The organism is Halomonas sp. B23F22_20 (assembly GCF_043496985.1).
Taxonomy (GTDB): domain Bacteria; phylum Pseudomonadota; class Gammaproteobacteria; order Pseudomonadales; family Halomonadaceae; genus Halomonas.
On record NZ_JBIEKH010000004.1, the window covers coordinates 38,018 to 64,835 of the forward strand.

25 protein-coding genes are annotated in these 26,818 nt (G+C 65.9%); 23 read left to right on the forward strand and 2 right to left on the reverse strand.

Annotated features, from left to right (window positions below):
• The first annotated feature begins 13 nt into the window (after positions 1–13).
• From ACGTN6_RS03735 to ACGTN6_RS03810, 16 genes are all read left to right on the forward strand, one after another.
• A complete protein-coding gene (locus ACGTN6_RS03735) occupies positions 14–400 on the forward strand; it encodes a F0F1 ATP synthase subunit I (protein ID WP_183388096.1) in 387 nt (128 codons plus the stop codon).
• A gap of 14 nt (positions 401–414) precedes the next feature.
• A complete protein-coding gene (atpB, locus tag ACGTN6_RS03740; RefSeq protein ID WP_183388095.1) occupies positions 415–1,278 on the forward strand; it encodes a F0F1 ATP synthase subunit A in 864 nt (287 codons plus the stop codon).
• Positions 1,279–1,348: 70 nt separating this feature from the next.
• Positions 1,349–1,597: a F0F1 ATP synthase subunit C gene (atpE, locus tag ACGTN6_RS03745; RefSeq protein ID WP_071943354.1), complete on the forward strand. Its 249-nt coding sequence runs from the start codon at positions 1,349–1,351 to the stop codon at positions 1,595–1,597.
• Between the two features lie 64 nt (positions 1,598–1,661).
• Positions 1,662–2,132: a F0F1 ATP synthase subunit B gene (locus ACGTN6_RS03750; protein ID WP_183388094.1), complete on the forward strand. Its 471-nt coding sequence runs from the start codon at positions 1,662–1,664 to the stop codon at positions 2,130–2,132.
• A gap of 11 nt (positions 2,133–2,143) precedes the next feature.
• A complete protein-coding gene (locus ACGTN6_RS03755) occupies positions 2,144–2,683 on the forward strand; it encodes a F0F1 ATP synthase subunit delta (protein WP_183388093.1) in 540 nt (179 codons plus the stop codon).
• Positions 2,684–2,699: 16 nt separating this feature from the next.
• Complete coding sequence (atpA, locus tag ACGTN6_RS03760; protein ID WP_394589918.1) at positions 2,700–4,244, forward strand: F0F1 ATP synthase subunit alpha; 1,545 nt, start codon at positions 2,700–2,702, stop codon at positions 4,242–4,244.
• Positions 4,245–4,316: 72 nt separating this feature from the next.
• Complete coding sequence (atpG, locus tag ACGTN6_RS03765) at positions 4,317–5,198, forward strand: F0F1 ATP synthase subunit gamma (protein WP_394589919.1); 882 nt, start codon at positions 4,317–4,319, stop codon at positions 5,196–5,198.
• Between the two features lie 66 nt (positions 5,199–5,264).
• Positions 5,265–6,641, forward strand: coding sequence for a F0F1 ATP synthase subunit beta (gene atpD / locus ACGTN6_RS03770; protein WP_394589921.1), 1,377 nt, complete (start codon positions 5,265–5,267; stop codon positions 6,639–6,641).
• Between the two features lie 24 nt (positions 6,642–6,665).
• Positions 6,666–7,094, forward strand: a complete 429-nt coding sequence (locus ACGTN6_RS03775) for a F0F1 ATP synthase subunit epsilon (protein ID WP_394589922.1) — start codon at positions 6,666–6,668, stop codon at positions 7,092–7,094.
• Positions 7,095–7,181: 87 nt separating this feature from the next.
• On the forward strand, positions 7,182–8,552 hold the full coding sequence (mgtE, locus tag ACGTN6_RS03780) for a magnesium transporter (protein WP_394589923.1): 1,371 nt from the start codon (positions 7,182–7,184) through the stop codon (positions 8,550–8,552).
• An 80-nt stretch (positions 8,553–8,632) separates the two neighbouring features.
• The gene (locus ACGTN6_RS03785) at positions 8,633–9,430 is read left to right on the forward strand and encodes an undecaprenyl-diphosphate phosphatase (protein WP_394589924.1); all 798 of its coding nucleotides are present in this window, start codon (positions 8,633–8,635) and stop codon (positions 9,428–9,430) included.
• A 110-nt stretch (positions 9,431–9,540) separates the two neighbouring features.
• Complete coding sequence (locus ACGTN6_RS03790; RefSeq protein ID WP_394589925.1) at positions 9,541–10,665, forward strand: FAD:protein FMN transferase; 1,125 nt, start codon at positions 9,541–9,543, stop codon at positions 10,663–10,665.
• 32 nt (positions 10,666–10,697) lie between these two features.
• The gene (glmU, locus tag ACGTN6_RS03795) at positions 10,698–12,065 is read left to right on the forward strand and encodes a bifunctional UDP-N-acetylglucosamine diphosphorylase/glucosamine-1-phosphate N-acetyltransferase GlmU (RefSeq protein WP_394589926.1); all 1,368 of its coding nucleotides are present in this window, start codon (positions 10,698–10,700) and stop codon (positions 12,063–12,065) included.
• A 10-nt stretch (positions 12,066–12,075) separates the two neighbouring features.
• Positions 12,076–13,911, forward strand: a complete 1,836-nt coding sequence (glmS, locus tag ACGTN6_RS03800; RefSeq protein ID WP_394589927.1) for a glutamine--fructose-6-phosphate transaminase (isomerizing) — start codon at positions 12,076–12,078, stop codon at positions 13,909–13,911.
• 55 nt (positions 13,912–13,966) lie between these two features.
• Positions 13,967–14,797, forward strand: coding sequence for a DUF72 domain-containing protein (locus tag ACGTN6_RS03805; protein WP_394589928.1), 831 nt, complete (start codon positions 13,967–13,969; stop codon positions 14,795–14,797).
• A 323-nt stretch (positions 14,798–15,120) separates the two neighbouring features.
• A complete protein-coding gene (locus tag ACGTN6_RS03810; protein ID WP_394589929.1) occupies positions 15,121–16,461 on the forward strand; it encodes a sodium-dependent transporter in 1,341 nt (446 codons plus the stop codon).
• 128 nt (positions 16,462–16,589) lie between these two features.
• Here the strand turns inward: ACGTN6_RS03810 and ACGTN6_RS03815 are convergent, their stop codons facing one another.
• Entirely contained in the window at positions 16,590–16,799 is a 210-nt protein-coding gene (locus tag ACGTN6_RS03815) for a PA3496 family putative envelope integrity protein (protein ID WP_394589931.1), read from the reverse strand.
• A gap of 193 nt (positions 16,800–16,992) precedes the next feature.
• Between ACGTN6_RS03815 and hexR the strand changes: the two genes are divergently transcribed.
• The 3 genes from hexR (at position 16,993) to ACGTN6_RS03830 (ending at position 21,561) form a co-directional block, all read left to right on the forward strand.
• Positions 16,993–17,850 (forward strand): transcriptional regulator HexR, encoded by an 858-nt coding sequence (gene hexR / locus ACGTN6_RS03820; RefSeq protein ID WP_183388080.1) that lies wholly within the window; start codon positions 16,993–16,995, stop codon positions 17,848–17,850.
• Between the two features lie 216 nt (positions 17,851–18,066).
• Positions 18,067–20,271, forward strand: coding sequence for a DNA helicase II (gene uvrD, locus ACGTN6_RS03825; protein ID WP_394589932.1), 2,205 nt, complete (start codon positions 18,067–18,069; stop codon positions 20,269–20,271).
• Positions 20,272–20,463: 192 nt separating this feature from the next.
• Entirely contained in the window at positions 20,464–21,561 is a 1,098-nt protein-coding gene (locus tag ACGTN6_RS03830) for a TRAP transporter substrate-binding protein (protein ID WP_394589934.1), read from the forward strand.
• Positions 21,562–21,607: 46 nt separating this feature from the next.
• Here ACGTN6_RS03830 and ACGTN6_RS03835 read toward each other — a convergent pair whose 3' ends face one another.
• Positions 21,608–22,015, reverse strand: a complete 408-nt coding sequence (locus ACGTN6_RS03835; RefSeq protein ID WP_394589935.1) for an acyl-CoA thioesterase — start codon at positions 22,013–22,015, stop codon at positions 21,608–21,610.
• Positions 22,016–22,165: 150 nt separating this feature from the next.
• On the opposite strand from ACGTN6_RS03835, the gene ACGTN6_RS03840 reads away from it, so the two are divergent.
• The 4 genes from ACGTN6_RS03840 (at position 22,166) to pstB (ending at position 26,808) form a co-directional block, all read left to right on the forward strand.
• Positions 22,166–23,113 (forward strand): phosphate ABC transporter substrate-binding protein, encoded by a 948-nt coding sequence (locus ACGTN6_RS03840; protein ID WP_394589936.1) that lies wholly within the window; start codon positions 22,166–22,168, stop codon positions 23,111–23,113.
• 67 nt (positions 23,114–23,180) lie between these two features.
• Complete coding sequence (locus ACGTN6_RS03845; protein WP_394589937.1) at positions 23,181–24,407, forward strand: ABC transporter permease subunit; 1,227 nt, start codon at positions 23,181–23,183, stop codon at positions 24,405–24,407.
• Complete coding sequence (pstA, locus tag ACGTN6_RS03850; protein WP_394589938.1) at positions 24,404–25,966, forward strand: phosphate ABC transporter permease PstA; 1,563 nt, start codon at positions 24,404–24,406, stop codon at positions 25,964–25,966. The genes ACGTN6_RS03845 and pstA overlap by 4 nt, the downstream gene beginning before the upstream one ends.
• A 29-nt stretch (positions 25,967–25,995) precedes the next feature.
• Entirely contained in the window at positions 25,996–26,808 is an 813-nt protein-coding gene (pstB, locus tag ACGTN6_RS03855; protein WP_394589940.1) for a phosphate ABC transporter ATP-binding protein PstB, read from the forward strand.
• Positions 26,809–26,818 lie beyond the last annotated feature (10 nt).

Sequence of the window (26,818 nt, forward strand, 5' to 3'; positions counted from 1 at the left end):
GCACGGAGACCCCATGGCAGCCAGGATCAAGCGTCCCAGCGTACGACGACTGCTGCTGGTGCAGTTCGGCATGGTTTGTCTGGCGAGCCTTCTCGGTGCCTGGTCGGAGGGTGGTCCCGGCGCGCTCTCGGCACTGCTTGGCGGCGCGGTGGCCTTCCTGCCCAATGCCTTTTTCACCTGGCGAGTCTTCCGCTATCAGGGGGCTCGACATACCAGGAACATCGTCAACGGCTTCTATCGCGCAGAAGCCGGGAAGTTCGGTTTGACGGCGGCTCTGTTCACCTTGGTGTTCATCGCAGTGCCCCCCTCAAACCCCGCTTTCTTCTTTGGCGCTTACGTGGTGACGCTGTTCGTCCATTGGCTGGGACCCTGGCTGCTGCGGCGACCGTCACACACCTGAAATCGAGGCAGATCATGGCAGGCAATACCCCGACAGCGACGTCGTACATCCAGCACCATCTGCAGAACCTGACCTTCGGGCACCATCCGGAGCACGGCTGGAGCATCGCGCAATCGGCCGAAGAGGCCTCCGAAATGGGCTTCTGGGCCCTCCATCTGGACACTCTGGGCTGGTCCATCGCCCTGGGCCTGGTGTTCGTGCTGCTGTTCCGCAAGGTGGCTTTGAAGGCCACTACCGGCGTGCCCTCCGGGCTGCAGAATTTCGTCGAGCTGATGGTCGAGTTCGTCGACAACTCCGTGAAGGATACGTTCCACGGCAAGAGCCAGCTGATCGCGCCGCTCTCGCTGACCATCTTCTGCTGGGTCTTCCTGATGAACCTCATGGACCTGGTGCCGGTGGACTTCCTGCCCATGCTGGCGCAGAAGGTCGGCGCCATGTTCGGTGCAGACCCGGCCCACGTCTACTTCAAGGTGGTGCCCACCACCGACGTCAACGCCACCCTCGGCATGGCGCTGTCGGTGTTCGCGCTGATCATCTTCTACACCATTCGCGAGAAGGGCTTCTCCGGCTTCATCGGCGAGTTGACCCTGCATCCGTTCAGCTCTCCCAACAAGCTGGTGCAGGCACTGTTCATCCCGGTCAACTTCCTGCTCGAGACCGTGACCCTGATCGCCAAGCCGATCTCGCTTGCACTGCGTCTGTTCGGCAACCTCTATGCCGGCGAGCTGATCTTCATCCTGATCGCCATGATCGGGCTGTGGCAGCTGCCCCTGCACTTCGCCTGGGCGACCTTCCACATCCTGGTCATCACGCTGCAGGCCTTCATCTTCATGATGCTGACCATCGTCTATCTGAGCATGGCGGTGGAGAAGCACTGACGCTTCACCCTTAACCCTTACCATCAACCCTTAACCACAAACCTCTATAACCTAACTGGAGAGAACCACCATGGAAGCACAAGTTCTGGGTCTGACCGCCATCGCCGTGTCCCTGCTGATCGGCCTGGGTGCCCTGGGTACCGCCATCGGCTTCGGTATCCTGGGTGGCAAGTTCCTGGAAGGCGCCGCGCGTCAGCCGGAAATGATCCCGATGCTGCAGGTCAAGATGTTCATCGTCGCCGGCCTGCTGGACGCCGTGACCATGATCGGTGTGGGTATCGCGCTGTTCTTCACCTTCGCCAACCCGTTTGTCGGTTAACTCGCCGCGGTCGCAAGACCCGACGAGCCCTTAACCCCAAACATGTGACGCGAGAGGTGCTGGCGTGAACCTGAACCTTACCCTGATCGGCCAGGCTATCGCCTTTGCGTTCTTCGTCTGGTTCTGCATGAGGTTTGTATGGCCGCCGGTCATGCAAGCCCTGCGGGACCGTCAGAAGAAGATCGCCGATGGCCTGGACGCTGCCAGCCGTGCTTCACGCGACCTCGAACTGGCCGAACAGCAGGCCAGCGAGACGCTGCGTGAAAGCAAGGAGCAGGCGGCAGAAATCCTGGAGCAGGCCCATAAGCGGTCCAGCCAGATGATCGACGAGGCGCGTGAGCAGGCCCGCCAGGAAGGCGAGCGCATGATCACTCAGGCCAAGTCCGAGATTGAGCAGGAAGTGAACCGCGCGAAGGATGAGCTGCGTAGCCAGGTGTCACGACTCGCCGTCGTGGCCGCGGAGCGGATCCTGGAGTCCTCCATCGACGAGAAGCGGCACGCAGAGCTCGTTGACAAACTCGCCGAAGAGCTTTGAGGAGGTGACCCATGGCGGAACTGTCTACCGTCGCTCGCCCCTACGCCAAGGCGGCTTTCGAACACGCCGTTGAACGCAAGGCGCTCGAGGACTGGTCCGGCATGCTCACCACCGTGGCGCGTGTCGTCGACAACGACGACATGCGCCGTCGAGTGCTGGGCAATCCGCGGCTTTCCAGTGAACAGAAGGTGGCGGCCCTGGTCGACGTCTGCGGCGATGCCGTAAATGACGAGGTCGCCAACTTCCTGCACCTGGTCAGCCACAAGGGCCGTCTGATGGCCCTGCCGGCCATCGCCGCGCAGTTCGAGCTGCTCAAGGCCCAGCAGGAGAAGCGCATGGACGTCGATATCGTCTCCGCTTTCCCGTTGGACGACGCGCAGCAGGACAAGCTCGCGAGTGCTCTGGCCAAGCGTCTGAACCGCGAAATCTCCATTACCACTCAGGTGGATGAGAGTCTCCTGGGGGGCGTGATCCTGCGCGCCGGCGATACCGTCATCGACGGTTCGGTGCGTGGTCGACTCAACCGCCTCCACGAGGCCCTTTCCGTCTGAGCCTGAGGGACATGGCATGCAGCAACTGAATCCTTCCGAGATCAGCGACATCATCAAGCAGCGTATCGAAAAGCTGGATGTCGCATCCGAAGCCCGCAACCAGGGCACCATCGTCAGCGTGTCTGACGGTATCGTGCAGATCCACGGTCTCACCGACGCGATGTTCGGTGAGATGATCGAGTTCCCGGGCGGCATCTTCGGCATGACGCTCAACCTCGAGCGCGACAACGTCGGCGCCGTGGTGCTGGGCGACTACCTGCAGCTCGAAGAGGGCATGACTGCCCAGTGCACCGGCCGCATCCTCGAGGTGCCGGTGGGTCCCGAGCTGCGCGGTCGCGTGGTCGACGCCCTGGGTAACCCGATCGACGGCAAGGGCGAGCTCGGCACCGAGCTCACCGACGCGGTGGAAAAGGTCGCCCCCGGCGTCATCACCCGTCAATCCGTCGACCAGCCGATCCAGACCGGCTTCAAGTCCATCGACGCCATGGTGCCGATCGGCCGCGGCCAGCGTGAGCTGATCATCGGCGACCGCCAGATCGGCAAGACCGCGATCGCCGTCGACGCGATCATCAACCAGAAGGGCACCGGCGTCACCTGCGTCTACGTGGCCATCGGCCAGAAGCAGTCGACCATCGCCAACGTGGTGCGCAAGCTGGAAGAGCACGGCGCCATGGAGCACACCATCGTGGTCGCCGCCGGCGCCGCCGATCCGGCCCCGATGCAGTTCCTGGCCGCCTACTCCGGCTGCACCATGGGCGAGTACTTCCGCGACCGCGGTGAAGACGCCATGATCGTCTATGACGATCTGTCCAAGCAGGCCGTGGCCTATCGTCAGGTCTCCCTGCTGCTGCGTCGTCCGCCGGGCCGTGAAGCCTTCCCGGGTGACGTCTTCTACCTCCACTCCCGTCTGCTCGAGCGCGCCGCGCGCGTCAATGCCGACTACGTCGAGAAGTTCACCAACGGCGAAGTGAAGGGCAAGACCGGCTCGCTGACCGCGCTGCCGATCATCGAGACCCAGGGCGGCGACGTCTCCGCGTTCGTGCCGACCAACGTGATCTCGATCACCGACGGTCAGATCTTCCTCGAGACCGACCTGTTCAACTCGGGCATCCGTCCGGCCATCAACGCCGGCCTCTCGGTGTCCCGTGTCGGTGGCTCCGCCCAGACCAAGATCATCAAGAAGCTCGGCGGCAGCGTGCGTCTGGCCCTGGCCCAGTACCGTGAGCTGGCGGCCTTCGCCCAGTTCGCCTCCGATCTGGATGAGGCCACCCGCAAGCAGCTGGAGCACGGTCAGCGCGTCACCGAGCTGATGAAGCAGAACCAGTACGCGCCGATGTCCGTGGCGCAGATGGCCATCTCCCTGTACGCCGCCAACGAGGGCTACCTGGAAGACATCGAGGTCAGCAAGGTGCTGGATTTCGAGCGTGCCCTGCAGGACTACATGAAGTCCGAGCACGCCGAGCTGCTCGACAAGATCAATGAGTCCGGCGACTACGGCGACGAGATCAAGAGCGGCCTGAAAGCCGGTCTCGACACGTTCAAGGCCACTCAGAGCTGGTGACCCCGTCGGCCCGCTCTCCCCGGGGGGCGGGCCCTGGAGCTTTCTGAGGGCCACGAACAAAGGTAGATCGCTATGGCAGCTGCAAAAGAGATACGCACCAAGATCGGCAGCATCAAGAACACGCAGAAGATCACCAGTGCCATGGAGATGGTCGCTGCGTCGAAGATGCGCAAGGCGCAGGACCGGATGAAGGCCAGCCAGCCCTACGCCCAGCAGATCCGCAAGGTGGTCGGCCACGTCGCCGACGCCAATCCCGAGTACAAGCATCCGTGGATGCTCGAGCGCGAGGTCAAGCGGGTCGGCTACATCGTGGTGTCCAGTGACCGCGGCCTGTGCGGCGGCTTGAACGTCAACATGTTCAAGGCCGTCGTCAAGGAAGCCCGGGCCTGGCACGACAACGGTGCCGAGCTGGATTTCTGTGCCCTGGGCAGCAAGGCCACCGGCTTCTTCCGCAAGTTCGGCGGCAGCCTGGTGGCGGCCAAGAGCGGCCTGGGCGAGGCGCCGGAGGCCGACGACCTGATCGGCAGCGTGAAGGCGATGCTGGATGCCTACGACGAGGGCAAGCTGGATCGCCTGTACGTGGTGTTCAACGAGTTCGTCAACACCATGACCCAGAAGCCGGTGATTCGCCAACTGCTGCCCCTGTCGCCCGACATGGGTGCCGAAGAGCAGAACGAAGAACACAAGCGTCCCGCAAGCTGGGACTACCTGTATGAGCCGGATGCCAAGGAGCTGTTGGATAGCCTGCTCGTGCGTTTCGTCGAGGCGCAGGTCTATCAGGCGGTGGTCGAGAACGTGGCCTGCGAGCAGGCCGCGCGGATGATCGCCATGAAGAGCGCCACCGACAATGCCGGCAATCTGATCGACGACCTGGAGCTGGTGTACAACAAGGCCCGTCAGGCGGCCATTACCCAGGAAATCTCCGAGATCGTCGGTGGCGCCGCCGCCGTATAACGCCGAGGGAGGGTGCGGCCCTTCCGGCAACCGGGTTTCATTTGCAGGTATTTGAGAGGAACCAAGATGAGCGGACGTATCGTACAAATCATCGGCGCGGTGATTGACGTAGAGTTTCCGCGGGACGATGTGCCCAAGGTCTACGACGCGCTGAAGGTCTCCGAGAAGGAGACCGTTCTCGAGGTCCAGCAGCAGCTGGGCGACGGCGTGGTGCGTGCCATCGCCATGGGCTCCACCGAGGGGCTCAAGCGTGGCATGGACGTCACCAACACCGGGGCGGCCATCTCCGTGCCGGTCGGCAAGGCGACCCTGGGTCGCATCATGAACGTGCTGGGCGAGCCCATCGACGAGGCGGGCGAGATCGGTGAAGAAGAACGCATGCCGATCCACCGCAAGGCGCCGGGCTATGCCGATCAGGCGGCCTCCGAGGAGCTGCTGGAGACCGGCATCAAGGTCATCGACCTGGTATGCCCGTTCGCCAAGGGTGGCAAGGTCGGCCTGTTCGGCGGCGCCGGCGTCGGCAAGACCGTCAACATGATGGAGCTGATCCGCAACATCGCCACCGAGCACAGCGGCTATTCCGTATTCGCCGGTGTCGGCGAGCGGACCCGCGAGGGCAACGACTTCTATTACGAGATGGAAGAGTCCAACGTCCTCGACAAGGTGTCGCTGGTCTACGGCCAGATGAACGAGCCGCCCGGCAACCGCCTGCGCGTGGCGCTGACCGGCCTGACCATCGCCGAGAAGTTCCGCGATGAAGGCCGCGACGTGCTGCTGTTCGTCGACAACATCTACCGCTACACCCTGGCCGGCACCGAGGTCTCCGCTCTGCTGGGCCGCATGCCGTCCGCGGTGGGCTACCAGCCGACCCTGGCCGAGGAGATGGGCGTCCTGCAGGAGCGCATCACCTCCACCAAGACCGGCTCCATCACCTCCGTGCAGGCGGTGTACGTGCCCGCGGATGACCTGACCGACCCCTCCCCGGCGACCACCTTCGCGCACCTCGATGCCACCGTGGTACTGGCGCGCTCCATCGCCGAGCTGGGCATCTACCCGGCCATCGACCCGCTGGACTCCACCTCCCGTCAGCTGGATCCGCTGGTCGTCGGCGACGAGCACTACAAGACCGCTCGCGGCGTGCAGGGCGTGCTGCAGCGCTACAAAGAGCTCAAGGACATCATCGCCATCCTGGGCATGGACGAGCTGTCCGACGAGGACAAGCTGGCCGTGGCGCGGGCGCGTAAGATCCAGCGCTTCCTGTCGCAGCCGTTCTTCGTCGCCGAGGTGTTCACCGGGGCGCCCGGCAAGTACGTGTCGCTGAAGGAAACCATCCGTGGCTTCCAGGGCATCCTCGACGGCGAGTATGACGAGCTGCCGGAGCAGGCCTTCTACATGGTCGGCACCATCGACGAGGCCGTCGAGAAAGCCAACCAGATGAAGTAATCCCTCCACCTGGGAGACGTCATCATGACGAAAACCTTCAAGTGCGAGATCGTCAGCGCCGAGGCGTCGATCTTCTCCGGCGAAGCCGAGCAGGTCGTGGCAGCCGGACGTGCGGGGGATCTCGGGGTGCTGGCCGGCCACACGCCGCTGCTCACCGAGCTGGCCCCCGGCCCGGTGCGTATCGTCCGGGGCGGAGGTGAAGAGGATCACTTCTATGTCTCGGGCGGCTTCCTCGAGGTGCAGCCCGAAGTGGTCACCGTGCTCGCCGACACCGCCGTGCGCGCCGATGACCTGGACGAGGCCGCTGCCGAGGAGGCTCGCCAGCATGCCCTCAAGGTCATGCAGGACAAGTCCGCTGAAATGGACTACACCCGCGCCACGGCCGAGCTGGCCGAGGCCGCGGCGCAGCTGCGGACCATCCAGCAGCTGCGCCGCAAGGTGGGTCGCAGCTGACGCTGTTCCCGCCCTGTGCGATGATGGCGCCCCCCGATTCCGTCGGGGGGCGCTTTCGTTTGCGTTGGCACCGCAAGGAATTGGCCCATGCCGCTCGAAGATAGCCTGAATTGTCACAAGGACACTCTGCTCGCCGCCCTGGAGATCGACGACCGCGAGCGCCTGGGTTCCCTGCTGCCGGAGCTGCGCTCCGCGGACATTGCCGAAATCCTGCAGGACTTGCTCGAGGATGAGGATGCGCTACGCGCCCGGGCCTTGCTGGATTGTCTGCCGCTGGAGCGTCAGGCCAGCGTCATCGGCCATCTGCATGGCGAAGAGCAGCTGGCGTTTACGTCCGGCATGGGCGACGACCGCCTTCAGGCGATGCTCGAGGAGATGGGGGCCGACGAGCGGGCCGACCTGTTCAAGGTGCTCGATGATGACCGCCGTGAGGCGCTGCTGCGGCGGATGGCTCACCAGGAGCGCGAGGAGCTCAAGCGCCTGGCGAGTTACGAAGAGGGCACTGCCGGGGCACTGATGACCTCGGACTATGTAGCGATCCCCGCCGGCATGACGGTATCGCGAGCGATGATGCGGGTACGTCAGACCGCGCCGGATGCCGAGACGGTCTACCAGCTGTACGTGATCGACCCCGAGGGGCGGCTGGCCGGCACCATGTCGCTGCGCCAGCTGATGGTGGCACGGCCCGGCGCCCGGGTCGACGACCTGATGATTCACGACGTCATCCATACCACCGTGGACACCCCTCAGGAGGAAGTGGCGCGGATCGTGGCCCGCTACGACCTGCTGGCGTTGCCGGTGGTGGACGAAACGCGGCGTCTGGTAGGCATCGTCACCCACGACGACGCCCTGGACGTGGTGGAGTCCGAGGCCACCGAAGATATCCACAAGGGGATGTCGATCGGAGCCCTGGAGGACGGCGTCAGCCGGGTGCCGCTGTGGAGCCTGTATCGCAAGCGCGTGACCTGGCTGGTGCTGCTGGTGTTCGGCAACCTGCTGTCGGGGGCCGGAATCGCCCATTACGAAGCGACCATCTCGGCCCAGGTGGCCCTGGTATTCTTCCTGCCGCTGCTGATCGGCAGTGGCGGCAATGCCGGTGCCCAGGCCGCCACCCTGATGGTGCGGGGTATGGCCACCGGCGATGTCGGGGTGCGCGACTGGGGCAAGCTGCTCGGCCGCGAGCTGCTGGTGGCCGGCTCGCTGGGGCTGACCATGGCGCTGGCCGTGGCGCCGATCGGGGTGTTACGCGGCGGCGAGGCGGTGGCACTGGTGGTGGCGATCAGCATGATCGCCATCGTGCTGTTCGGCAGCCTGCTGGGCATGTGCCTGCCGTTCCTGCTCGATCGGCTGGGCTGGGATCCGGCCACCGCCTCGGCGCCGCTGGTGACCACGCTGATCGATGCCTCTGGGGTGCTGATCTACTTCAGCATCGCCACCCTGGTGCTGTTCGGCGGCTGAGGGGGCGGACAGGGGCCCCCGGGACCTGTATGCTCTGGAACGCGAATCGAACACTGTTTCTACTCACCGAGAACCGTCCCATGGATTGGCTACAGATCATCCTGCTCTCCCTGGTTCAGGGATTGACCGAGTTCCTGCCGATCTCCAGCTCCGCCCACCTGATCCTGGTCCCGGTGTTTACCGACTGGCCCGACCAGGGCCTGGCCTTCGATGTGGCCCTGCACCTGGGCAGCCTGGCGGCGGTGGTGCTCTATTTTCGCCAGGAGCTCGTCGCCATGCTGGGCAGCTGGTGTCGAAGCGTGTCCGGTCGGGGCACCGACGCCGACGCCCGACTGGCCTGGTGGGTGATCCTGGCGACCATACCGGTTGGCGTGGCGGGGCTGGCTCTGAAGGATCCCATCGAGTCGGTGATGCGCTCGCCGCTGGTATTGGCCGGGGGACTGATCGTGTTCGGGCTGGTGCTTGGCATTGCCGACTGGCGTCACCGCGGCAGCCGCGACGAGTATCGGATGTCCTGGCGCGATGCCCTGTGGATCGGCATGGCTCAGGCCCTGGCGCTGATTCCCGGAACCTCGCGCTCCGGCATCACCATGACCGCGGCGCTGATGCTGGGGCTGACCCGTGAGGCGGCGGCACGCTTCTCCTTCCTGTTGTCGATCCCGGTGATCGTACTGGCCGGAGGTCTAGAGGCCCTGGACCTGGTGGAGAAGCCGCTGGCAGTGGCCTGGGGCGATCTGGCGGCGGGCACCCTGCTGGCAGGCATCAGCGCCTACCTGTGCATCCACTTCTTCTTGGCCTTCATCCGCCGCATCGGCATGCAGCCCTTCGTGATCTATCGGTTGATGCTGGGTGTTGCCCTGATCTGGCTGTTTGGCTGAGGAAGCACTGATTTATTGTCGCGCTCGACGACCCACGTGGACGAGGGAAGTGCGTTGGTTCGTCGGAAACGCACCAGGCGATTCTGGATTATTTATTTGTTGGAGCTCCCATGTCACTCCCACGCTTTCCCATAGCCTTCCTGACGCTGCTGCTGATCGCCCTGCTGGCCGGCTGCTCGGAGCGGACCCTGGACACTCCGGTCACGCTCGAGGGCGATATCTTCGGCACCTTCTATCAGGTGAGCATCGCCGACCCGATCACCGCCGAGCGTCGTGATGCGCTGGAGGACGGCATCCTCGACGAGCTCGAGAGCGTCGATGCCTCCATGTCCACCTATCGCGATGACGCCGAGCTGGTGGCCTTCAATCATGCTCCCCTGGGCGAGTGGCATACGCTGTCTGCACCGCTGATCAAGGTATTGTCGATCGCCCACCAGGTGGGCGAAGCCAGCGGTGGCGCTTTCGACGTCACCGTGGGAGGGCTGGTCAACCTGTGGAGTTTCGGGCCCGAGGCACGTCCCCGCGCGATACCGGAGGACGAGCTGATCGAGCAGCGGCTCGCCGAAGTGGGCATGGATACCCTGGAGCTCGATGTCGAGGCGAATCGCGCACGACGACTGAAGGACGTGTTCGTCGATCTGTCCGGGGTGGCCAAGGGGTATGCCACCGACCGAGTCGCGGCCTATCTGGCCGATCAGGGCATCGACGATTATCTGGTCAACATCGGTGGCGAACTCGAGGTGGCCGGGCATCGGGACGGCGAAGCCGAGCCTTGGCGCATCGGCGTCGAGATTCCACACGACGGTCGGCCCCAGGCCAAGTTCGTGCTGCCGCTCGAGAACATCTCGGTAGCCACTTCCGGCGACTACCGAAACTACTTCGAGCAGGATGGGCGGCGCTACTCGCACACCATCGATCCGCGCACCGGGCGGCCGATTCGCCACCGTCTGGCTTCGGTGACGGTGGTGGATGCCTCCAATGCCAGGGCCGACGCCTGGGCCACGGCCATGTCGGTGCTCGGTGAAGACGAAGGCATGGTACTGGCACGCCAGCACGATCTGGCCGTGCTGATGCTGGTACGCAACGATGCCGGCGACGGCTGGTGGAGCCAGGCCAGCCCGTCCTTCGCCGCTCGCTTCGGCCGCGACAGGCTCGAGGAAATGGGCATCCGGGTGGCCGATGGCTCAGGCGACGCCGCTGGCGTGGATGCCGAGGCCTCCGACGCACTAGAATGAACCGATTCAAGATTGATCGACAAGGAGTCACGATGAGCCTCGACGTGGTGATACTGGCGGCCGGGCAGGGGACCCGGATGCGTTCGACCCTGCCCAAGGTGCTGCACCGCCTGGCCGGCAAGCCCTTGGTGCGTCACGTGATCGATACCGCCGCCGGACTCGAGGCCGAGCGGACGCATGTGGTGGTCGGCCATGGCGCCGAGCATGTCCGCGAGGCGCTGGCCGACTGTCGGGTGCGGTTTGCTCGTCAGACCGAGCAGAAGGGCACCGGGCACGCCGTGGCCCAGGCCCTGGAGGGCCTGGGGGAAGGCAAGGTGCTGGTGCTCTACGGCGACGTGCCGTTGATCCGGCGCGAGACCCTGCGCGACCTGCTGGCACGCGTCGACGAACAGCACCTGGGGCTGCTTACCGTGACCCTCGAGGATCCCAACGGCTATGGCCGAATCCTGCGCGACGAGGCCGGCGAGGCGGTGGCCATCGTCGAGCACAAGGACGCCTCCGAGGCCGAGCGCGCGGTGCGCGAGTGCAATACCGGGATCATGGCGATGACCGCCGCCCAGCTGCGCCGCTGGTTACCGCGGCTGTCCGCCGACAATGCCCAGGGCGAGTACTACCTGACCGACGTCATCGCCATGGCCGCCGCGGAGGGCGTGAAGATCGCCACCGCCCAGCCGGCTCGGGCACTGGAGGTCGAGGGCGTCAATGACCGTGCCCAGATGGCACGCCTGGAGCGGGCCTGCCAGCGCGATTCCGCCGAGGCGTTGATGGCTGCAGGGGTGGCCCTGACCGACCCCGAACGTCTGGACGTGCGCGGCACCCTGCGCTGCGGTCACGACGTGGAGATCGACGTGGGCTGCGTCTTCGAGGGTGACGTCGAGCTCGGGGAGGGCGTGCGCGTCGGCCCCTACTGCGTGATCCGCGACAGCCATGTCGGGGCTGAAACGGTCATCGAAGCCCACAGTGTCCTCGAGGGCGCCGTGGTGGCCGGCCACAACCGCATCGGCCCCTTCGCCCGGCTGCGCCCCGGGTCGCGCCTGGCAGTGGGCGCCAAGGTCGGCAACTTCGTCGAGACCAAGAACGCCGAAGTGGGCGAGGGCAGCAAGATCAACCACCTCAGCTATGTGGGCGATGCCCGTTTGGGCCGCGAGGTCAACGTGGGCGCAGGAACCATCACCTGCAACTACGATGGAGCCAACAAGCATCGTACCGAGATCGGCGACGGCGCCTTCATCGGTTCCAACACCGCCCTGGTGGCGCCGATCAGCGTAGGAAAGGGCGCCACCGTGGGGGCCGGTTCCACGCTCAGTCGTGACGTGGCCGACAACACCCTGGCAGTGAGCCGGGGGCGCCTGATCAACAAGGAAGACTGGCAGCGGCCGGTCAAGAAAGACGACCTCTGAGGAGCGAACCATGTGTGGCATCGTCGGCGCCGTCGCCCAACGCAACGTCCAGGGCATCCTCCTGGAGGGGCTCAAGCGACTGGAGTATCGCGGTTACGATTCCGCCGGCATGGCCGTCTCGGGCCATGACGGGCAGCTCGCGCGTTGCCGTGCCCTGGGCAAGGTGGCAGCCCTGGAGGAAAAGCTTGCCGCCGCGCCCCTGGCGGGCCATACCGGCATCGCCCACACTCGCTGGGCCACCCATGGCCGGCCCAGCGAGGGTAACGCCCACCCTCACCAGTCCGGCGAGCGCCTGGCGCTGGTGCACAACGGCATCATCGAGAATCACGAGGCCCTGAGAGCCGAGCTCGAAGCCGATGGCTATGCCTTCACCTCCGAGACCGACACCGAGGTGATGGCCCACCTGATCGCCCGTGAGACGGGGTGTCAGGGTGACCTGCTGGTAGGCGTGCAGCGCGTGCTGGCGCGTCTCGACGGTGCCTACGCGCTGGGCGTGGTCCACGCCGATGCGCCCGGCGTGGTGATCGGCGCCCGTCAGGGCAGCCCGCTGGTGGTCGGCGTCGGCATCGAGGAGGCCTTCCTGGCCTCCGATCCGCTGGCGCTGCTGCAGGTCACCGACCGCTTCATCTATCTGGAGGAGGGCGACGTGGTGCGCCTCTCCGACGGCGGCAGAGTCGAGGTCTTCGACGCCCAGGGCGCCGCGGTGGAGCGGCCGGTACAGACCTTCGAATATGGCGACGGTGCGGCCAGCAAGGGGGGGTATCGCCACTTCATGCTCAAGGAGATCCACGAGCAGCCAGCGGTGATCGCCGCGGCCCTGGAGGGCCGGCTGGGCGAGCGCAGCGCTCTGGTGGAGAGCTTTGGCCCCGAGGCCGAGACGCTGTTCGGCAAGGTGCGCCAGATCCATGTCGTGGCGTGCGGTACCAGCTACCATGCCGGGATGGTGGCGCGCTACTGGCTGGAGCGCTACGCGGGGGTGCCGGTGCAGGTCGAGGTGGCCTCGGAATATCGCTATCGTCGCGTAGTGGTGCCCGAGGGCACGCTGTTCGTGACCCTATCCCAGTCTGGCGAGACCGCCGACACCCTGGCGGCGCTGCGTTTTGCCAAGCAGCTCGGCTATCTGGGCAGCCTGGCGATCTGCAACGTGCCGGGGAGTTCTCTGGTACGCGAGTCGGACCTGACGCTGATGACCCAGGCGGGTCCCGAGATCGGTGTGGCCTCCACCAAGGCCTTCACTACCCAGCTCACCGCGCTGATGCTGCTGACGCTGGCGCTGGGACGCATGCGCGGACAGGACGCCGACGAGCAAGCGGCCCTGGTCGAGGCTCTGCGAGGCCTGCCGGCCCAGGTGAGTGAAGTGCTGGCCCTGGATCCGGCCGTCGAGGCGCTGTCTGCCGCCTTCGCCGAGAAGCATCACGCCCTTTTCCTCGGACGCGGGGCCGAATTCCCGGTGGCCCTGGAGGGCGCGCTGAAGCTCAAGGAGATCTCCTATATCCACGCCGAGGCCTATCCGGCCGGAGAGCTCAAGCACGGCCCGCTGGCGCTGGTCGACGGTGAGATGCCGGTGATAGCGGTGGCGCCCAACGATGCCCTGCTCGACAAGCTCAAGTCCAACCTCCAGGAGGTCAGGGCCCGAGGCGGCGAGCTGTTCGTGTTCGCCGACGAGGGCGTGGCGCTGGAGGACGGCGAAGGCATCCGCGTGCTGCGCCTGCCGCGGGTGAACGATGCCCTGGCACCGATTCTCTATACGGTGCCCCTGCAGCTGCTGTCGTACCATGTCGCCGTGCTCAAGGGCACCGATGTCGACCAACCCCGCAACCTGGCCAAGTCCGTGACCGTTGAGTGAGGGCGCCGCTGCCCCCGCTGACGACGTCGGGACGCGCCTGCACCTGGGCCTGCCGATGTGGGCCAATCCCGACTGGCGAGGCGGCCTCTATCCGCCCCATGGGGGCAGTGAACGCCTGCTGGATGACTATGCTCGGGTGTTTTCCGCCGTGGAAGGCAACACGACCTTCTACAGCGGTGCGCCCCGTGCCGAGACGGTCGCCGCCTGGGCGCGCCAGGTGCCTTCCGGATTTCGCTTCTGCTTCAAGCTACCGGCCGAGCTGACCCACCAGCAACGCCTGGCCGACATCGAGGCAGCGTTCGACGACTTCCTGGAGGCCCTGGCGCCACTGCATGATCGACTGGGGCCGCTGCTGGTGCAGTTGCCCCGCGATTTTGGTGCCGAAGAGCTACCGCGTCTGCAAGCCCTGCTGTCACGGTGGCCGAGCTGGTTGCCCTGTGCGGTCGAAGTTCGCCACAGCGAATTTTTCCACAAGGGCGACGCCGAGACAGTTCTCAACAGGTTGTTGATAAGTCATGGGGCGAACCGGGTGATGCTTGATGTTCGCCCTTTGTTCTCCACTCCCGCCGGCGACCACCCAGGGCTGCAAAAGGCTCAGCATGAAAAGCCGAAACGCCCGTTACACGTGATTTCCACAGGGGATTTTCCGGTGGTGCGGTTTATCGGCCATGTTGACGAAGCCACTAACCTCGACTATTTCCAGCCTTGGATCGAACGGCTTGTGCTGTGGATAAAACAGGGGAAAACCCCTTTCCTCTTTGTGCATACTGCCGACAATCTCCGGGCACCGCAGCTGGCGCGCCGACTCTTCGACGCTGTGGCGACGCGGGCTGGCCTGCCGGCGCTGACGGCGTTCCCCGGCGAATGCCAGGCCTCTCTGTTCTGAGAGTCGTCGTACGCTCAGGTTTTGCCCCATGACTGGCCACCAAGCGTATGATCGGATATTTTTACGCCTCGATCGTCACTTGCCATTGGATATTGTCGTCTTTCACGCCTATCCGGCGTGATTCGTCACGATATCTCCACGAGGTTTTCGCCGTTCACCAACTCGGCGGAAGCGTTGCCTCGGCAGCGATCCTGCTTGGCGTGCGTTATGCCCTTGAATGCGGTCCGCCGTGATCCGGCGCCCCGCGGACGTGGCGACTACAACCACAACCTCTGTCATCGCATCCGATCGATCGATGACGACACGCTTTATCAAGGTGAAACATGTCGAAATCTACCCACGCACAGTGGTCATCCCGACTGACCTTTATCCTCGCGGCCACCGGGTCCGCGGTCGGTCTGGGCAATATCTGGAAATTTCCCTACATGGTGGGCGACAGTGGCGGCGCGGCCTTCGTGCTGGTCTATCTGCTGTGTATCGCCCTGGTGGGCCTGCCGATCCTGATCGCGGAGTGGCTGGTCGGCCGCCGCGGACAGAAGAACCCGGCCAACGCCATGGCCGATCTGGCCGAGGCCTCGGGGCGCACCCGAGCCTGGATGCTGGTGGGCATCAGCGGGATTCTGGGCGCCTTCCTGATCCTGTCGTTCTACAGCGTGATCGGTGGCTGGTCGCTCTACTACACCCTGAGTTCCGTGACCGGGGCCTTCAGCGGACAGAACGCCGACGGCATCGGCGGCCTGTTCAACGACATGCTGGGCAATCCCGGCCTGCTGCTGGCCGGTCACTCGGCGTTCATGCTGCTGGTTATCGGCATCGTCGCCCGGGGCGTGACCAAGGGCCTCGAGGGCGCCGTGCGCAGCCTGATGCCGGCGCTGGGCGTGCTGATGCTGGTGCTGGTCGGCTACGGCATGACCACCGGCCACTTCGGCGAGGCGTTGAGCTTCATGTTCAACCCCGACTTCGGCGCCTTGAACGGCGGCGTGGTGCTGGCCGCCATGGGCCAGGCCTTCTTCACCCTGTCGCTGGGCATGGGCATCATGATGGCCTACGGGTCCTACCTGGGCGAAGAGGTCAACCTGCTCAAGACCGCGCGGACCGTGATCATCCTCGACACGCTGGTGGCGCTGGTGGCCGGCCTGGCGATCTTCCCCATCGTCTTCGCCAACGGTCTCGACCTGAGCTCCGGCCCGGGGCTGATCTTCGTCACCCTGCCGCTGGCCTTCGGCAACATGGGCGGCGGCGTGATCCTGGGGCTGTTCTTCTTCCTGCTGCTGACCTTCGCTGCCCTGACCTCGGCCATCTCGCTGCTGGAACCGGTGGTGGAGTTCGTCGAAGAGCGCACCCCGCTGTCGCGTGTCGGCGCTACCCTGGTGGCCGGCGTGGCGACCTGGGCGCTAGGCATCGCGGCGCTGTTGGCCTTCAACGTCTGGAGTGATGTGCTGATCTTCGGCCTGAACGTCTTCGATCTGCTGGATACCGTGACCAGCAAGTTCCTGTTGCCGCTCACCGGCCTGATGGCCGTAGTTTTCGTGGCCTGGTTCCTGGATCGCGACAGCGTGCGTCAGGAACTCGGACTCGGCGACACCGCCGCGATGGTATGGACGATCGTGTCCCGCTTCGTCGCCCCGATCGGCGTGATCGCGGTCTTCGTGTCCAGCCTCTGAGCCTGCAAGTCGCCCCGGGCGACAACACCATCGACGAGCCCCGCCCCGTGCGGGGCTCGTTGCGTTTGCCGGGGCCAGCCGAGCTTGACCGCTCGACAACGCCGATCAGTGCCAGGCCCTGCGGGGACCTAGTGCATTTCGTCGTCGCTGCCCTCTGGCAGGTCGGCGATGTCCTGGCTCAGCCGCTTGAATTCCTCGTGGAGCTCGATGCCGCGGCGGGCGCGCAGGTTACGCTGGGCCGCGGTGCGTGAGCGTTGTTCGTGTTCGGCGACTTCCATGCTCATGAAGATGTCGAGAAGTTCGCTCTTTACGGAGGTTAACCGTTCGACATTGCGCATGATCGACTCTCCTGTCTGCAGTGAGGGTGCCGCATCGATGGCGCTCGCGACACTGCAATTCTTACTATACCCCACTTGACAGAATGATGAATATCGGAGCTCCAACGCCCACACGGTGCCCCGGAGTGCCCATCTCGGGAGTGCTGGGGCATACTGTAGCGAGAATTCCCGATCCACCGACGAGGAGTGCCGTGTGAGCCTAGGCCTGTTCGATGAGATGAGACGCCGCATGGAGCACTTCCGCCGCTCTGAGCAGAAGGTGGCGCGTTTCGTGCTGCGCAACCCCGATGAAGTGATCCACATGCGCATCGTCGACCTGGCCACCGAGGCCAAAGTCAGCGAGCCGACGGTGGTGCGCTTCTGTCGGGCCCTGGGCTGTAACGGCTTCCAGGACTTCAAGCTCAAGCTGGCGCAGATGCTGGCGACCGGCAGCCAGTTTGCCCAGTTCTCGATGAACGACAGCGACTCGGTAGCCGAATTCTCGCAAAGCATCTTCGACTCTACCGTGGGTACCCTGCTCTCGGTGCGCGACCGACTGGACAATGACGCCTTGAGCCGCGCGATCAATGCCCTGGGCATGGCCAATCGGGTGGAGTTCTACGGCTTCGGTGCTTCCGGTGCGGTGGCCTTCGATGCCCAGCACAAGTTCTTTCGCTTGCAGATCTCCACCGCCGCCTACACCGACCCGCACATGCAGAACATGTCGGCGGTGACCCTCCGGGAAGGCGACGTGGTGGTGGCCATTTCCCAGACCGGGCGCACCCGGGCGCTGGTGGCCAGCGTGCGCCTGGCCCGAGAGGCCGGCGCCACGGTGATCGGACTGTGCCCCAGCGGCTCGCCGCTGGCCGAGGAAGTGACCCTGCCGCTGTATATCGATGTCCACGAGGACACCGAGATCTACACCCCGATGAGCTCGCGGATCGCCCATCTGGTGATGATCGACGTGCTGGCGGTCGGCGTGGCCAAGTCCCGCGGACCCAGGCTCGCCGAGCAGCTCAAGTCGGTGAAGAAGAGCCTCAACTCGCTGCGTTACCCGGAGCAGGAACCGTAAGCATTAGGAGCCGGGCTACGCCCGGAGCTGTAAGTTATAAGTTTGAAGCTGGAAGAAAATCCTTGACCCCATGAGGGCAGGGTTCATGTTGCCTTCCAGCTTCCAGCTTCCAGCTTCCAGCTTCCAGCTTCCAGCTTCCAGCTTCCAGCTTCCAGCTTCCAGCTGGGGGGATATGGTAAGCTGTTCGGCCATTTCCCGAGCAGCGATGCCTTCCCCATGGACGACGTCACGGCGATTCTCGACCACATGAACCCGGCCCAGCGCGAGGCCGTCAGCGCCCCCCAGGGCAATATGCTGGTGCTGGCCGGTGCCGGCTCGGGCAAGACCCGGGTGCTGGTGCATCGTATCGCCTGGCTGATGCAGGCCGAGGGGCTCTCGCCCTACGCCGTGCTGGCGGTGACTTTCACCAACAAGGCGGCTCGCGAGATGCGCACCCGCCTGGAGGCCCTGCTCGGCATCTCGCTGCGCCACGTGTGGGTCGGCACCTTCCACTCCATCGCTCATCGCCTGCTGCGCACCCACTGGCAGGACGCGCGGCTGCCCCAGCACTTCCAGATCATCGACAGCGATGACCAGCTGCGCCTGATCAAGCGGCTGCTCAAGGACCACCGTATCGATGACGAGCGCTATCCACCGCGCCAGGTGCAGTCCTTCATCTCCGGCTGCAAGGAGGAAGGCCTGCGTCCGCATCAGGTGGACGCCCACGGCGACGCCTACATGACCCAGATGGTCGAGCTCTACGAGCGCTACCAGCTGACCTGCGAGCGTGGCGGTCTGGTGGACTTCGGTGAGCTGCTGCTGAGAAGCCTCGAGTTGCTGCGCGACAATCCCGCGCTGCTGGCCCACTATCAGGAGCGCTTCGCCCATGTGCTGGTCGACGAGTTCCAGGACACCAATACCCTGCAGTATGCCTGGCTGAAGCTGCTCACCGGCATGAAGACGCCGATGACCGTGGTCGGCGACGATGACCAGTCGATCTACGGCTGGCGCGGCGCGCGGATCGAGAACATCCGCCGCTTCGAGGACGAGTTCCCCGCCACCAAGACGGTGCGCCTGGAGCAGAACTACCGCTCGACCAGCGCCATCCTCGACGCCGCCAACGCCCTGATACGCCATAACTCGGAGCGCATGGGCAAGGAGCTGTGGACCGCCGGCGACCGCGGCGAGCCGATCTCGCTGTACGGCGGCTTCAATGATCTCGACGAGGCGCGCTTCATCGTCGACACCATCCGCGAGAAGGTCGATGAGGGCATGACGCGCCGCGAGATTGCCATCCTCTACCGTTCAAACGCCCAGTCGCGGGTGATCGAGGAGACGCTGATTCGCCAGGGCGTGCCCTACCGTATCTATGGCGGCCAGCGCTTCTACGAGCGTCTGGAGATAAAGAACGCCCTGGCCTACCTGCGGCTGCTGCTCAACCGCGATGACGACGCCTCGCTGGAGCGGGTCATCAACGTGCCGGCGCGCGGCATCGGCACCCGCACCGTGGAGGTGTTGCGCGAGCGTGCCCGACAGACGGGCATCTCGCTGTGGCAGGCGCTGCACGACGCCCAGCTTGACGGCTCGCTTAAGGGCCGCGCGGTGTCCTCGCTGACGGCCTTCGCCGATCTGATCGAACGGCTCGACGATGAAACTTCCGGTATGGCGCTCCACGAGATCATCGATCACGTCAACGAGCGCACCGGGCTGGTCGAGCACCACCGCAACGAGAAGGGCGAGAAGGGCCAGGCGCGGGTCGAGAACCTCGAGGAGCTGGTCACCGCCGCCAAGGCCTTCACCCAGGGTGAGACCCTGGACACCGTGGAGGCCGGTGAGGGTATGGCCGCCCTGGAAGCCTTCCTCGCCGAGGCGGCGCTCAACGCCGGCGAGCACGAGGCCGACGAGTTCGAGGACTGCGTGCAGCTGATGACCCTGCACTCGGCCAAGGGCCTGGAGTTTCCGGTGGTCTTCGTCGCCGGCGTGGAAGAAGGGCTGTTTCCCCACAAGATGTCGCTGGAGGAGCCCGGCCGCCTCGAGGAGGAGCGCCGGCTATGCTACGTGGGCCTGACCCGAGCGATGAGGAAGCTTTACCTCACCCACGCCGAGCTGCGCCGGCTGCACGGCAAGGAGACCTTCCAGCGGCCGTCGCGCTTTCTGCGCGAGCTGCCCGAGGAGTTTCTCGAGGAGGTGCGTCTGCGCGGCCAGGTATCGCGGCCGGTCACCGCCTCGCGCCCCGCGCCGGGGCTGCGGCAGACTGGCGTCGACGGTGGCGCCGATCTGCCTTCGCTGTCGCTGGGGCAGCGTGTCAGTCACCCGGTGTTCGGTGAGGGAGTGATCCTCAACGCCGAGGGCGAGGGTGAGCGCGCCAGGGTGCAGGTCAGCTTCGAGGGCGAGGGCGACAAGTGGCTGGTGCTAGGGTTCGCCAAGCTGACGCCTCTCTAGTGATCCCACACCGAGAGACAAGGTCTTCGATGTGGTGAGGAGCCCCGTCGACGGATCAGCCCCGAGCGATTCCCTGTTCATGGCGCGATGGTCGTTCGCTTGCTGATGAATTCAGCTTTCGCGCATACTGCCGAACGGACACGCGTGCCGCCGGCACGCGGCATAAAAGAACATCAAGGAGCCGCCCTCGCCATGGAGCGTCGCAACTTTCTCAAGACCAGCCTCAAGACCCTGGGCGCCGGCACCGCCGGCGTCGTCGCCGCCCCCTTCGTCAACACCGCCAGCGCACAGGAGACCATCACCTGGAATATGGTGACCTCCTGGCCCAAGAACTTCCCGGCGCTGGGCACCGGCGCCAATGACCTCGCCGAGCGCATCGAGCGCATGTCCGGCGGCCGCATGCGGGTACGCGTCCACGGCGCCGGCGAGATGGTGCCGGCGCTGGAGGTGTTCGATGCGGTGTCCGCCGGCACCGCCGAGATGGGCCACTCTGCCTCTTACTACTGGCGCGGCAAGGTCGCGGCCGCCCAGTTCTTCACCGCGGTGCCCTTCGGCATGACCACCACCGAAACCAACGCCTGGCTCTACTACGGCGGTGGTCAGGCGCTGTGGGACGAACTCTACGCCGAGCACAACCTCAAACCCTTCGCGGTGGGGAATACCGGCACCCAGATGGCCGGCTGGTTCAAGAAGGAGATCAACTCCCTCGACGACATGCAGGGCCTCAAGCTGCGCCTGCCGGGGCTTGCCGGAGAGGCGATGAGCGGCATCGGCGTGACCACCATGACGATTCCCGGCAGCGAGATCTTCACCTCCATGGAAACCGGGGTGCTGGACGCCGCCGACTGGGTTGGTCCATACAACGACCTGGCCTTCGGTCTGCACCAGGTGGCCGACTACTACTATACCTCGGCCTGGAACGAGCCTAGCGCCATCCTCGAGGGCACCGTCAACCTGGAGGCCTGGAACGCCCTGCCGGACGACCTCAAGGCGGTGGTTACCGAGGCGGCCCGCGCCTCCAACTTGGCGATGATCAGCGAGTTCGCCTTCCGCAACGCCGAGGCGCTGCGTTCGCTGGTCGACGAGCACGGCGTCAAGCTGCGCAGCTTCCCCGATGACGTCATGGCGGCGCTGCATGAGTCGTCCAAGCAGGTCATTCAGCGCCAGGTGGAGAGCGACGAGGCATCCAAGCAGATTCACGATGCGTACCGTGACTTCCAGCAGAAGGTGAGCCCCTTCACCGACGTGGGCGAGTTTGCCTACCTGAAAGCGCGGGAAGGCCTGGCCTGAGCCGAGGAGCCGTCCGCTCGCTGCGTGCCGGTATGCGGCGGGTGGCTCAGCCGGCTTGACGAACCGCCCGGATGCGCCCGTTGTCGTCCAGGGCGACCGTCACGAAACGGGCCTCGGTGACCTTGTGCAGCTCATCGGGGTCGCGCTCCTGGGGCGAACGGCTCCACACCTCGACGTCGATCTTGATCGAACTGTGGCCGATCTCACGGACTTCGGTGAAGATATTGACCATCGAGCCCACTCGCACCGGGCATAGGAAGTCCATGGCCTCGATGGCCACGGTGGCGGTGCGTCCCCTGGCTTCGCGGCCGGCGGCCAGCTCGGCGGCCTGGTCCATGTGGCTGACCAGCCATCCGGCGGAAATGTCGCCGTGGAAGTTGGTATCCTGGCGGCTGGCAACCAGCTTGAGGGTCAGTCGGCCGCGCGGGGCCGGGATGTCGTCGAGTTCGCTCATGGCACGGGCTCGCCTGGCTTGTTGTTGTGCGGGGATCGCGGGAGGGCCGTATCGGCCCGAGATCGGTGAATCATCATAAACGCCAAGGGAGTGGCCACTCCACCCTTGTGAGCCGCGCCCGCGCGACCCGCCGCCGCGGGAGGAGACAGCATGCTGCGACCCCTTCGACGATACCTCTCGGCCTGGCTACTGGCGCTGGTCGCCGCCTGGAGTATACCGGCCACGGCCGACCACCACCTCGGTACCCTGGACACCGTGGGCTCCGACACCATGGCAGGCCTGATGCTGCGCTGGGGAGAGCTGCTGGGACGACGCTACCCGGGGCTGCGGCTGCAGCTCCAGGCTAGCGGGTCGGCCAGCGCACCACCGGCCCTGACCGCTGGGACCACCCTGTTGGGCCCCATGTCGCGCCCGATGACCGAGCCCGAACGTGAGGCGTTCGTCGACCGCTTCGGCTACCCGCCGCGGGAAGTGGTGGTGGCCCAGGATGCGCTGGTGGTGGTGGTGCATCGACACAATCTCCTGCCGAGCCTATCGCGTCGCCAACTCGATGCCATCTTCTCCGATTCCCGACGCTGCGGGGCCGCCGAGGGTATTCGCCGCTGGCGGGCTCTGGGGCTCGAGCGGCCCGCCGGGCGCATCGTGCTGCATGGCCGCAACGCCGTCTCCGGCACTCATGGGCTGTTCCGGCGTGAGGCGCTGTGCGGCGGCAGTTTCCGTCCCGAGGTCAACGAGCATCCGGGCTCGGCCGCCGTGGTGGCTGCTGTGGCCGATGATCCCCTGGCCATCGGCTATGCCGGCCTCAATCACTTGACGCCCAGCGTGCGCGCGGTGCCCCTGCGCGATGCGGCGGGGCGGCTGCATGCTCCCGATCCCCAAGCGGTGCGCCGCGGCGTGTACCCCCTGGCGCGGGATCTGCGCCTCTACGTCAATCAGCCCCCGGGAGAACCGCTGCCGCCTGCCGAACGGGCCTTTCTCGCGCTGGTACTTTCCGACGAGGGGCAGGCCGTGGTCGATGAGCTGGGCTTCGCGTCGTTATCGGCCTCGACCCTGGCACGCCAGCGGCGAGAGCTCGGGTTAGTGGATGACGGGGCGTGACAGTGTCACCCGATTGTCATGACAATGTCGTATCGTTCCGCTACCCCCTCGAGTGCCGCCGCCCATCATGCCCGAATCGTCCTCCTCACCGCTGCTGCGACGCCGCCTGCGACAGGGCCGTGACCGCCTGGCCACGGCGCTGATCACCGCCGGCGGCATCGGCGTCATCGCCGCGGTGATGGCGATCGGCGTCTTTCTGGTGGTGGAGGTCCTGCCGCTGTTCTGGTCGGCCTCGCCCGAGGCGCCGCAGGTCGACCTGGATGCGCTGTGGCAGCCCCAGACATATCCAGGTCTGGAGGCCCCCGCCCATCGCTGGCAGCCCGCGCTGCCGGATAGCGACCCGGGGCCGCGCTTCGGCATGGCGCCGCTGGCCTGGGGCACCCTGGAGGCGGCGGCCTGGTCGCTGGTGATCGCGGTGCCCCTGGCGCTCGGCGCGGCCGCCCACTCGGCGCTGTTCATGTCGCGTCGCCTGCGGGCCCATCTCAAGCCGACCCTGGAGCTGATGGAAGCCTTGCCCGGTGTGGTCATCGGCTTCCTCGCCGGCCTGGTGCTGGCGCCCTGGCTGGAGCGTCACCTGGGGCTGGGCCTGACCCTGCTGCTGGTGTTGCCGCTTGGATTGGTACTGGGCGGTGCCCTGTGGAGCCGATTGCCCCCGCGGCTTCGGCGCTGGCTGCCGCTGGGCTGGTCGGCACTGTGGCTGTTGCCCTGGCTGCTACTGCTCTGGGCACTGGCCCGTTGGCTGGCCCCCGGTCTCGAGGGTTGGTGGTTCGGCGGCGACCTGCGCGGCTGGCTCGCCGCTACCCTGAGGCTCGACTATACCAATCGCAATGCCATCATCGTTGGCATGGCCATGGGCTTCGCGGTAATGCCGAGTATCTACGCCCTCGCCGAGGATGCCCTCTCCGGAGTGCCATCGAGCCTGTCCGAGGGCGCCCAGGCATTGGGCGCGACGCGCTGGCAGACCCTTTGGCGGGTGGTGCTGCCCGCGGCCGGCCCAGGCGTGTTCTCGGCGGTGATGATCGGGGCTGGGCGAGCCGTTGGCGAGACCATGATCGTGCTGATGGCCAGCGGCAACACGGCGCTGATGACCGCCAGTCCCTTCGACGGCCTGCGCTCGATGGCCGCCAGCATCGCCATCGAGCTGCCCGAGGCCGCCCCGGGAGGCACCCACTATCGTCTGCTGCTGCTGGCCGCACTTCTGCTGTTCATTTTCACTTTCATGGTCAATACCTTGGCAGAAGTGGTACGCACACGCCTGAGGCGTCGCTATCGGCGCCTGGGGGATCCCTCATGAGGTGGCCATGGCGGCGAGCGACCCGCGCCCGGCTGCCCCGTGGCGAGGGGCCCTGGGCCTGGCTGGCCGCCGGCAGCGTGTCGCTGTCGGTGCTGTTGCTGAGCCTGTTGCTGGCACTGCTGGCCACGCGGGGGCTGGGGCACTTCTGGCCGAGTGACGTGGACCAGCTGACCCTGGCCGATGGTCGCACCCTGGCCGGCAGTGTGGTGAAACAGGTGCCATTGCCCGGCGGCGAAGGCGATGAGCGGTTATATCGCACCGACAATCGTGGCCTGGACGGCGCCATCTGGACCTGGGTGCCGGTAGCGGACATCGAAACGCTGGCCCAGCCCCGCGATCTGGTGGTACTGGAGCGCCGCCGCTGGGGCGCCTTCATCGGTCGGCTGGTCGCCTGGCTGCCTGCCGAGGGCGAACGCCGCGAGGGGGCGGCTGCCTGGGACGCCCTGCAGACGCGTCTGGCGGTCTTCGAGCGTCAGCGCGAGGAGATCGAGCGGCTACGCGAGGACGAGCTGCTGCCCCTGGCCCGGCGGATCGAAGCCGAGGGTGAGCGCCCCGAGACGTCCCGTGCCCTGGCGGACCTCCAGGCGCGGATCCGTGCCATGCGCGAGGCCATGGCGGGGGACACCCTGGTGCTGGAGAGCGCCGACGGCCGACGCCTGCGTCAGCCGGTCGAGGAGGTGCTGCGCGCAATTCGCCCCAACGCCATGGGGCCCGTTGCCAAGCTCGCTGCCTGGGGTGAGGGCGTGTGGCGCTTCCTGTCGGAAGGGCCACGGTCGGCCAATGCCGAGGGCGGCGTCTGGCCGGCGATCTTCGGCACCATCCTGCTGGTGATGCTGATGTCGCTGGTGGTCACGCCCTTCGGCGTGCTGGCGGCGGTCTATCTCAACGAGGTGGCCCATCAGGGGCGCCTCACCCGGCTGGTGCGCATCGGGGTACGCAACCTGGCCGGCGTCCCCTCCATCGTCTATGGGGTGTTCGGCCTGGGGGTGTTCGTCTATGGTCTCGGCGGCCACCTGGACCAGTGGTTCTTCGAGGACTCGCTGCCTTCGCCGACCTTCGGCACCGGCGGCCTGCTGTGGGCCTCGCTGACCCTGGCGCTGCTGACCCTGCCTGTGGTGATCGTGGCCACCGAGGAGGGCCTGGCGCGGATTCCCGACCGACAGCGAGAGGGGGCCCTGGCGCTGGGCGCGACCCGTCTGGAGATGCTGAGCCGAGTGGTGCTGCCCATGGCCGCCCCGGCAATGCTGACCGGCATGATCCTGGCGGTGGCCAGGGCCGCAGGCGAAGTGGCACCGCTGATGCTGGTAGGGGTAGCCAAGCTGGCCCCCCAGGTGCCGGTGGACGGCGAGTTTCCCTTCCTGCATCTTGAGAGGAAGTTCATGCATCTGGGCTATCACATCTTCGATGCCGCCTTCCACGGCAACGACGTGCAAGCGGCGATGCCGCTGGTCTATGCCACGGCGCTGCTGCTGGTGTTGGTGATCCTGGTGCTTAACCTGACTGCAATATTTCTGCGCCATCATCTGAGATCGCGCCACGGCAGCCTCTCGCGTCACTGAGATCTCGTCGTGGCAGTAAGGGGTATGCGATGCCGGTCAAGCGAGACACGGCTCCGCGACGCGGAGCCTTCGTCGATTTCACGTCCGAGGCCTCCTGCCTGGAAATCTCGGGACTTGGCTTGCGCTATGGTGACAAGCCGGCCTTGCGCGACCTGAGCTTGCGGGTGCCGCGTCATCGGGTCACCGCCTTCATTGGCCCCTCGGGATGCGGCAAGTCGACGCTGCTGCGCACCCTCAACCGGCTGCACGACCTCAACGAGGACGTGCACCTTGAAGGCGAGATTCGCCTCGAGGGGCAAGACATCCATGCCCCCGAGGTAGCGGTGGCCGAGCTTCGCCGTCGGGTGGGAATGGTGTTCCAGGCGCCCAACCCCTTCCCGATGTCGATCTACGACAACGTAGCCTTCGGGCTACGGCTGCAGGGCGGGCTACGCAAGCGCCGCATCGACGATATCGTCGAGTGGTCGCTGCGTTCGGCGGCCCTCTGGGAAGAGGTGAAGGGTCGGCTCCAGGCCTCGGCCTGGTCGCTGTCCGGCGGCCAGCAGCAGCGCCTGGTGATTGCCCGCACCCTGGCGGTGGAGCCCGAGGTATTGCTGCTCGACGAGCCGGCCTCGGCCCTGGACCCGATCTCGACGCTCAAGGTGGAGGAGCTGATCCGCAACCTGAAATCGAGCCTGACCCTGGTGCTGGTCACCCACAACATGCAGCAGGCGGCGCGAGTCTCGGACTACACCGCTTTTTTGCAGGATGGCGAGCTGGTGGAGTACGCCCCCACCGACACCCTGTTCACCAATCCGCGCCTGAGGCGCACAGAGAATTACATCACTGGACGCATGGCCTGACGCCAGCGCC

Coding starts and splice junctions, on each gene's coding strand:
- ACGTN6_RS03755 (WP_183388093.1), top strand. CDS start 2,144: ATGGCGGAACTGTCTACCGTCGCTCGCCCCTACGCCAAGGCGGCTTTC.
- ACGTN6_RS03790 (WP_394589925.1), top strand. CDS start 9,541: ATGTCACTCCCACGCTTTCCCATAGCCTTCCTGACGCTGCTGCTGATC.
- ACGTN6_RS03830 (WP_394589934.1), top strand. CDS start 20,464: ATGGAGCGTCGCAACTTTCTCAAGACCAGCCTCAAGACCCTGGGCGCC.
- glmU (WP_394589926.1), top strand. CDS start 10,698: ATGAGCCTCGACGTGGTGATACTGGCGGCCGGGCAGGGGACCCGGATG.
- ACGTN6_RS03775 (WP_394589922.1), top strand. CDS start 6,666: ATGACGAAAACCTTCAAGTGCGAGATCGTCAGCGCCGAGGCGTCGATC.
- pstB (WP_394589940.1), top strand. CDS start 25,996: ATGCCGGTCAAGCGAGACACGGCTCCGCGACGCGGAGCCTTCGTCGAT.
- ACGTN6_RS03815 (WP_394589931.1), bottom strand. CDS start 16,799: ATGCGCAATGTCGAACGGTTAACCTCCGTAAAGAGCGAACTTCTCGAC.
- atpD (WP_394589921.1), top strand. CDS start 5,265: ATGAGCGGACGTATCGTACAAATCATCGGCGCGGTGATTGACGTAGAG.
- ACGTN6_RS03735 (WP_183388096.1), top strand. CDS start 14: ATGGCAGCCAGGATCAAGCGTCCCAGCGTACGACGACTGCTGCTGGTG.
- ACGTN6_RS03835 (WP_394589935.1), bottom strand. CDS start 22,015: ATGAGCGAACTCGACGACATCCCGGCCCCGCGCGGCCGACTGACCCTC.
- ACGTN6_RS03805 (WP_394589928.1), top strand. CDS start 13,967: ATGTGGGCCAATCCCGACTGGCGAGGCGGCCTCTATCCGCCCCATGGG.
- atpG (WP_394589919.1), top strand. CDS start 4,317: ATGGCAGCTGCAAAAGAGATACGCACCAAGATCGGCAGCATCAAGAAC.
- atpA (WP_394589918.1), top strand. CDS start 2,700: ATGCAGCAACTGAATCCTTCCGAGATCAGCGACATCATCAAGCAGCGT.
- uvrD (WP_394589932.1), top strand. CDS start 18,067: ATGGACGACGTCACGGCGATTCTCGACCACATGAACCCGGCCCAGCGC.
- ACGTN6_RS03845 (WP_394589937.1), top strand. CDS start 23,181: ATGCCCGAATCGTCCTCCTCACCGCTGCTGCGACGCCGCCTGCGACAG.
- atpB (WP_183388095.1), top strand. CDS start 415: ATGGCAGGCAATACCCCGACAGCGACGTCGTACATCCAGCACCATCTG.
- mgtE (WP_394589923.1), top strand. CDS start 7,182: ATGCCGCTCGAAGATAGCCTGAATTGTCACAAGGACACTCTGCTCGCC.
- ACGTN6_RS03785 (WP_394589924.1), top strand. CDS start 8,633: ATGGATTGGCTACAGATCATCCTGCTCTCCCTGGTTCAGGGATTGACC.
- ACGTN6_RS03840 (WP_394589936.1), top strand. CDS start 22,166: ATGCTGCGACCCCTTCGACGATACCTCTCGGCCTGGCTACTGGCGCTG.
- glmS (WP_394589927.1), top strand. CDS start 12,076: ATGTGTGGCATCGTCGGCGCCGTCGCCCAACGCAACGTCCAGGGCATC.
- ACGTN6_RS03810 (WP_394589929.1), top strand. CDS start 15,121: ATGTCGAAATCTACCCACGCACAGTGGTCATCCCGACTGACCTTTATC.
- atpE (WP_071943354.1), top strand. CDS start 1,349: ATGGAAGCACAAGTTCTGGGTCTGACCGCCATCGCCGTGTCCCTGCTG.
- pstA (WP_394589938.1), top strand. CDS start 24,404: ATGAGGTGGCCATGGCGGCGAGCGACCCGCGCCCGGCTGCCCCGTGGC.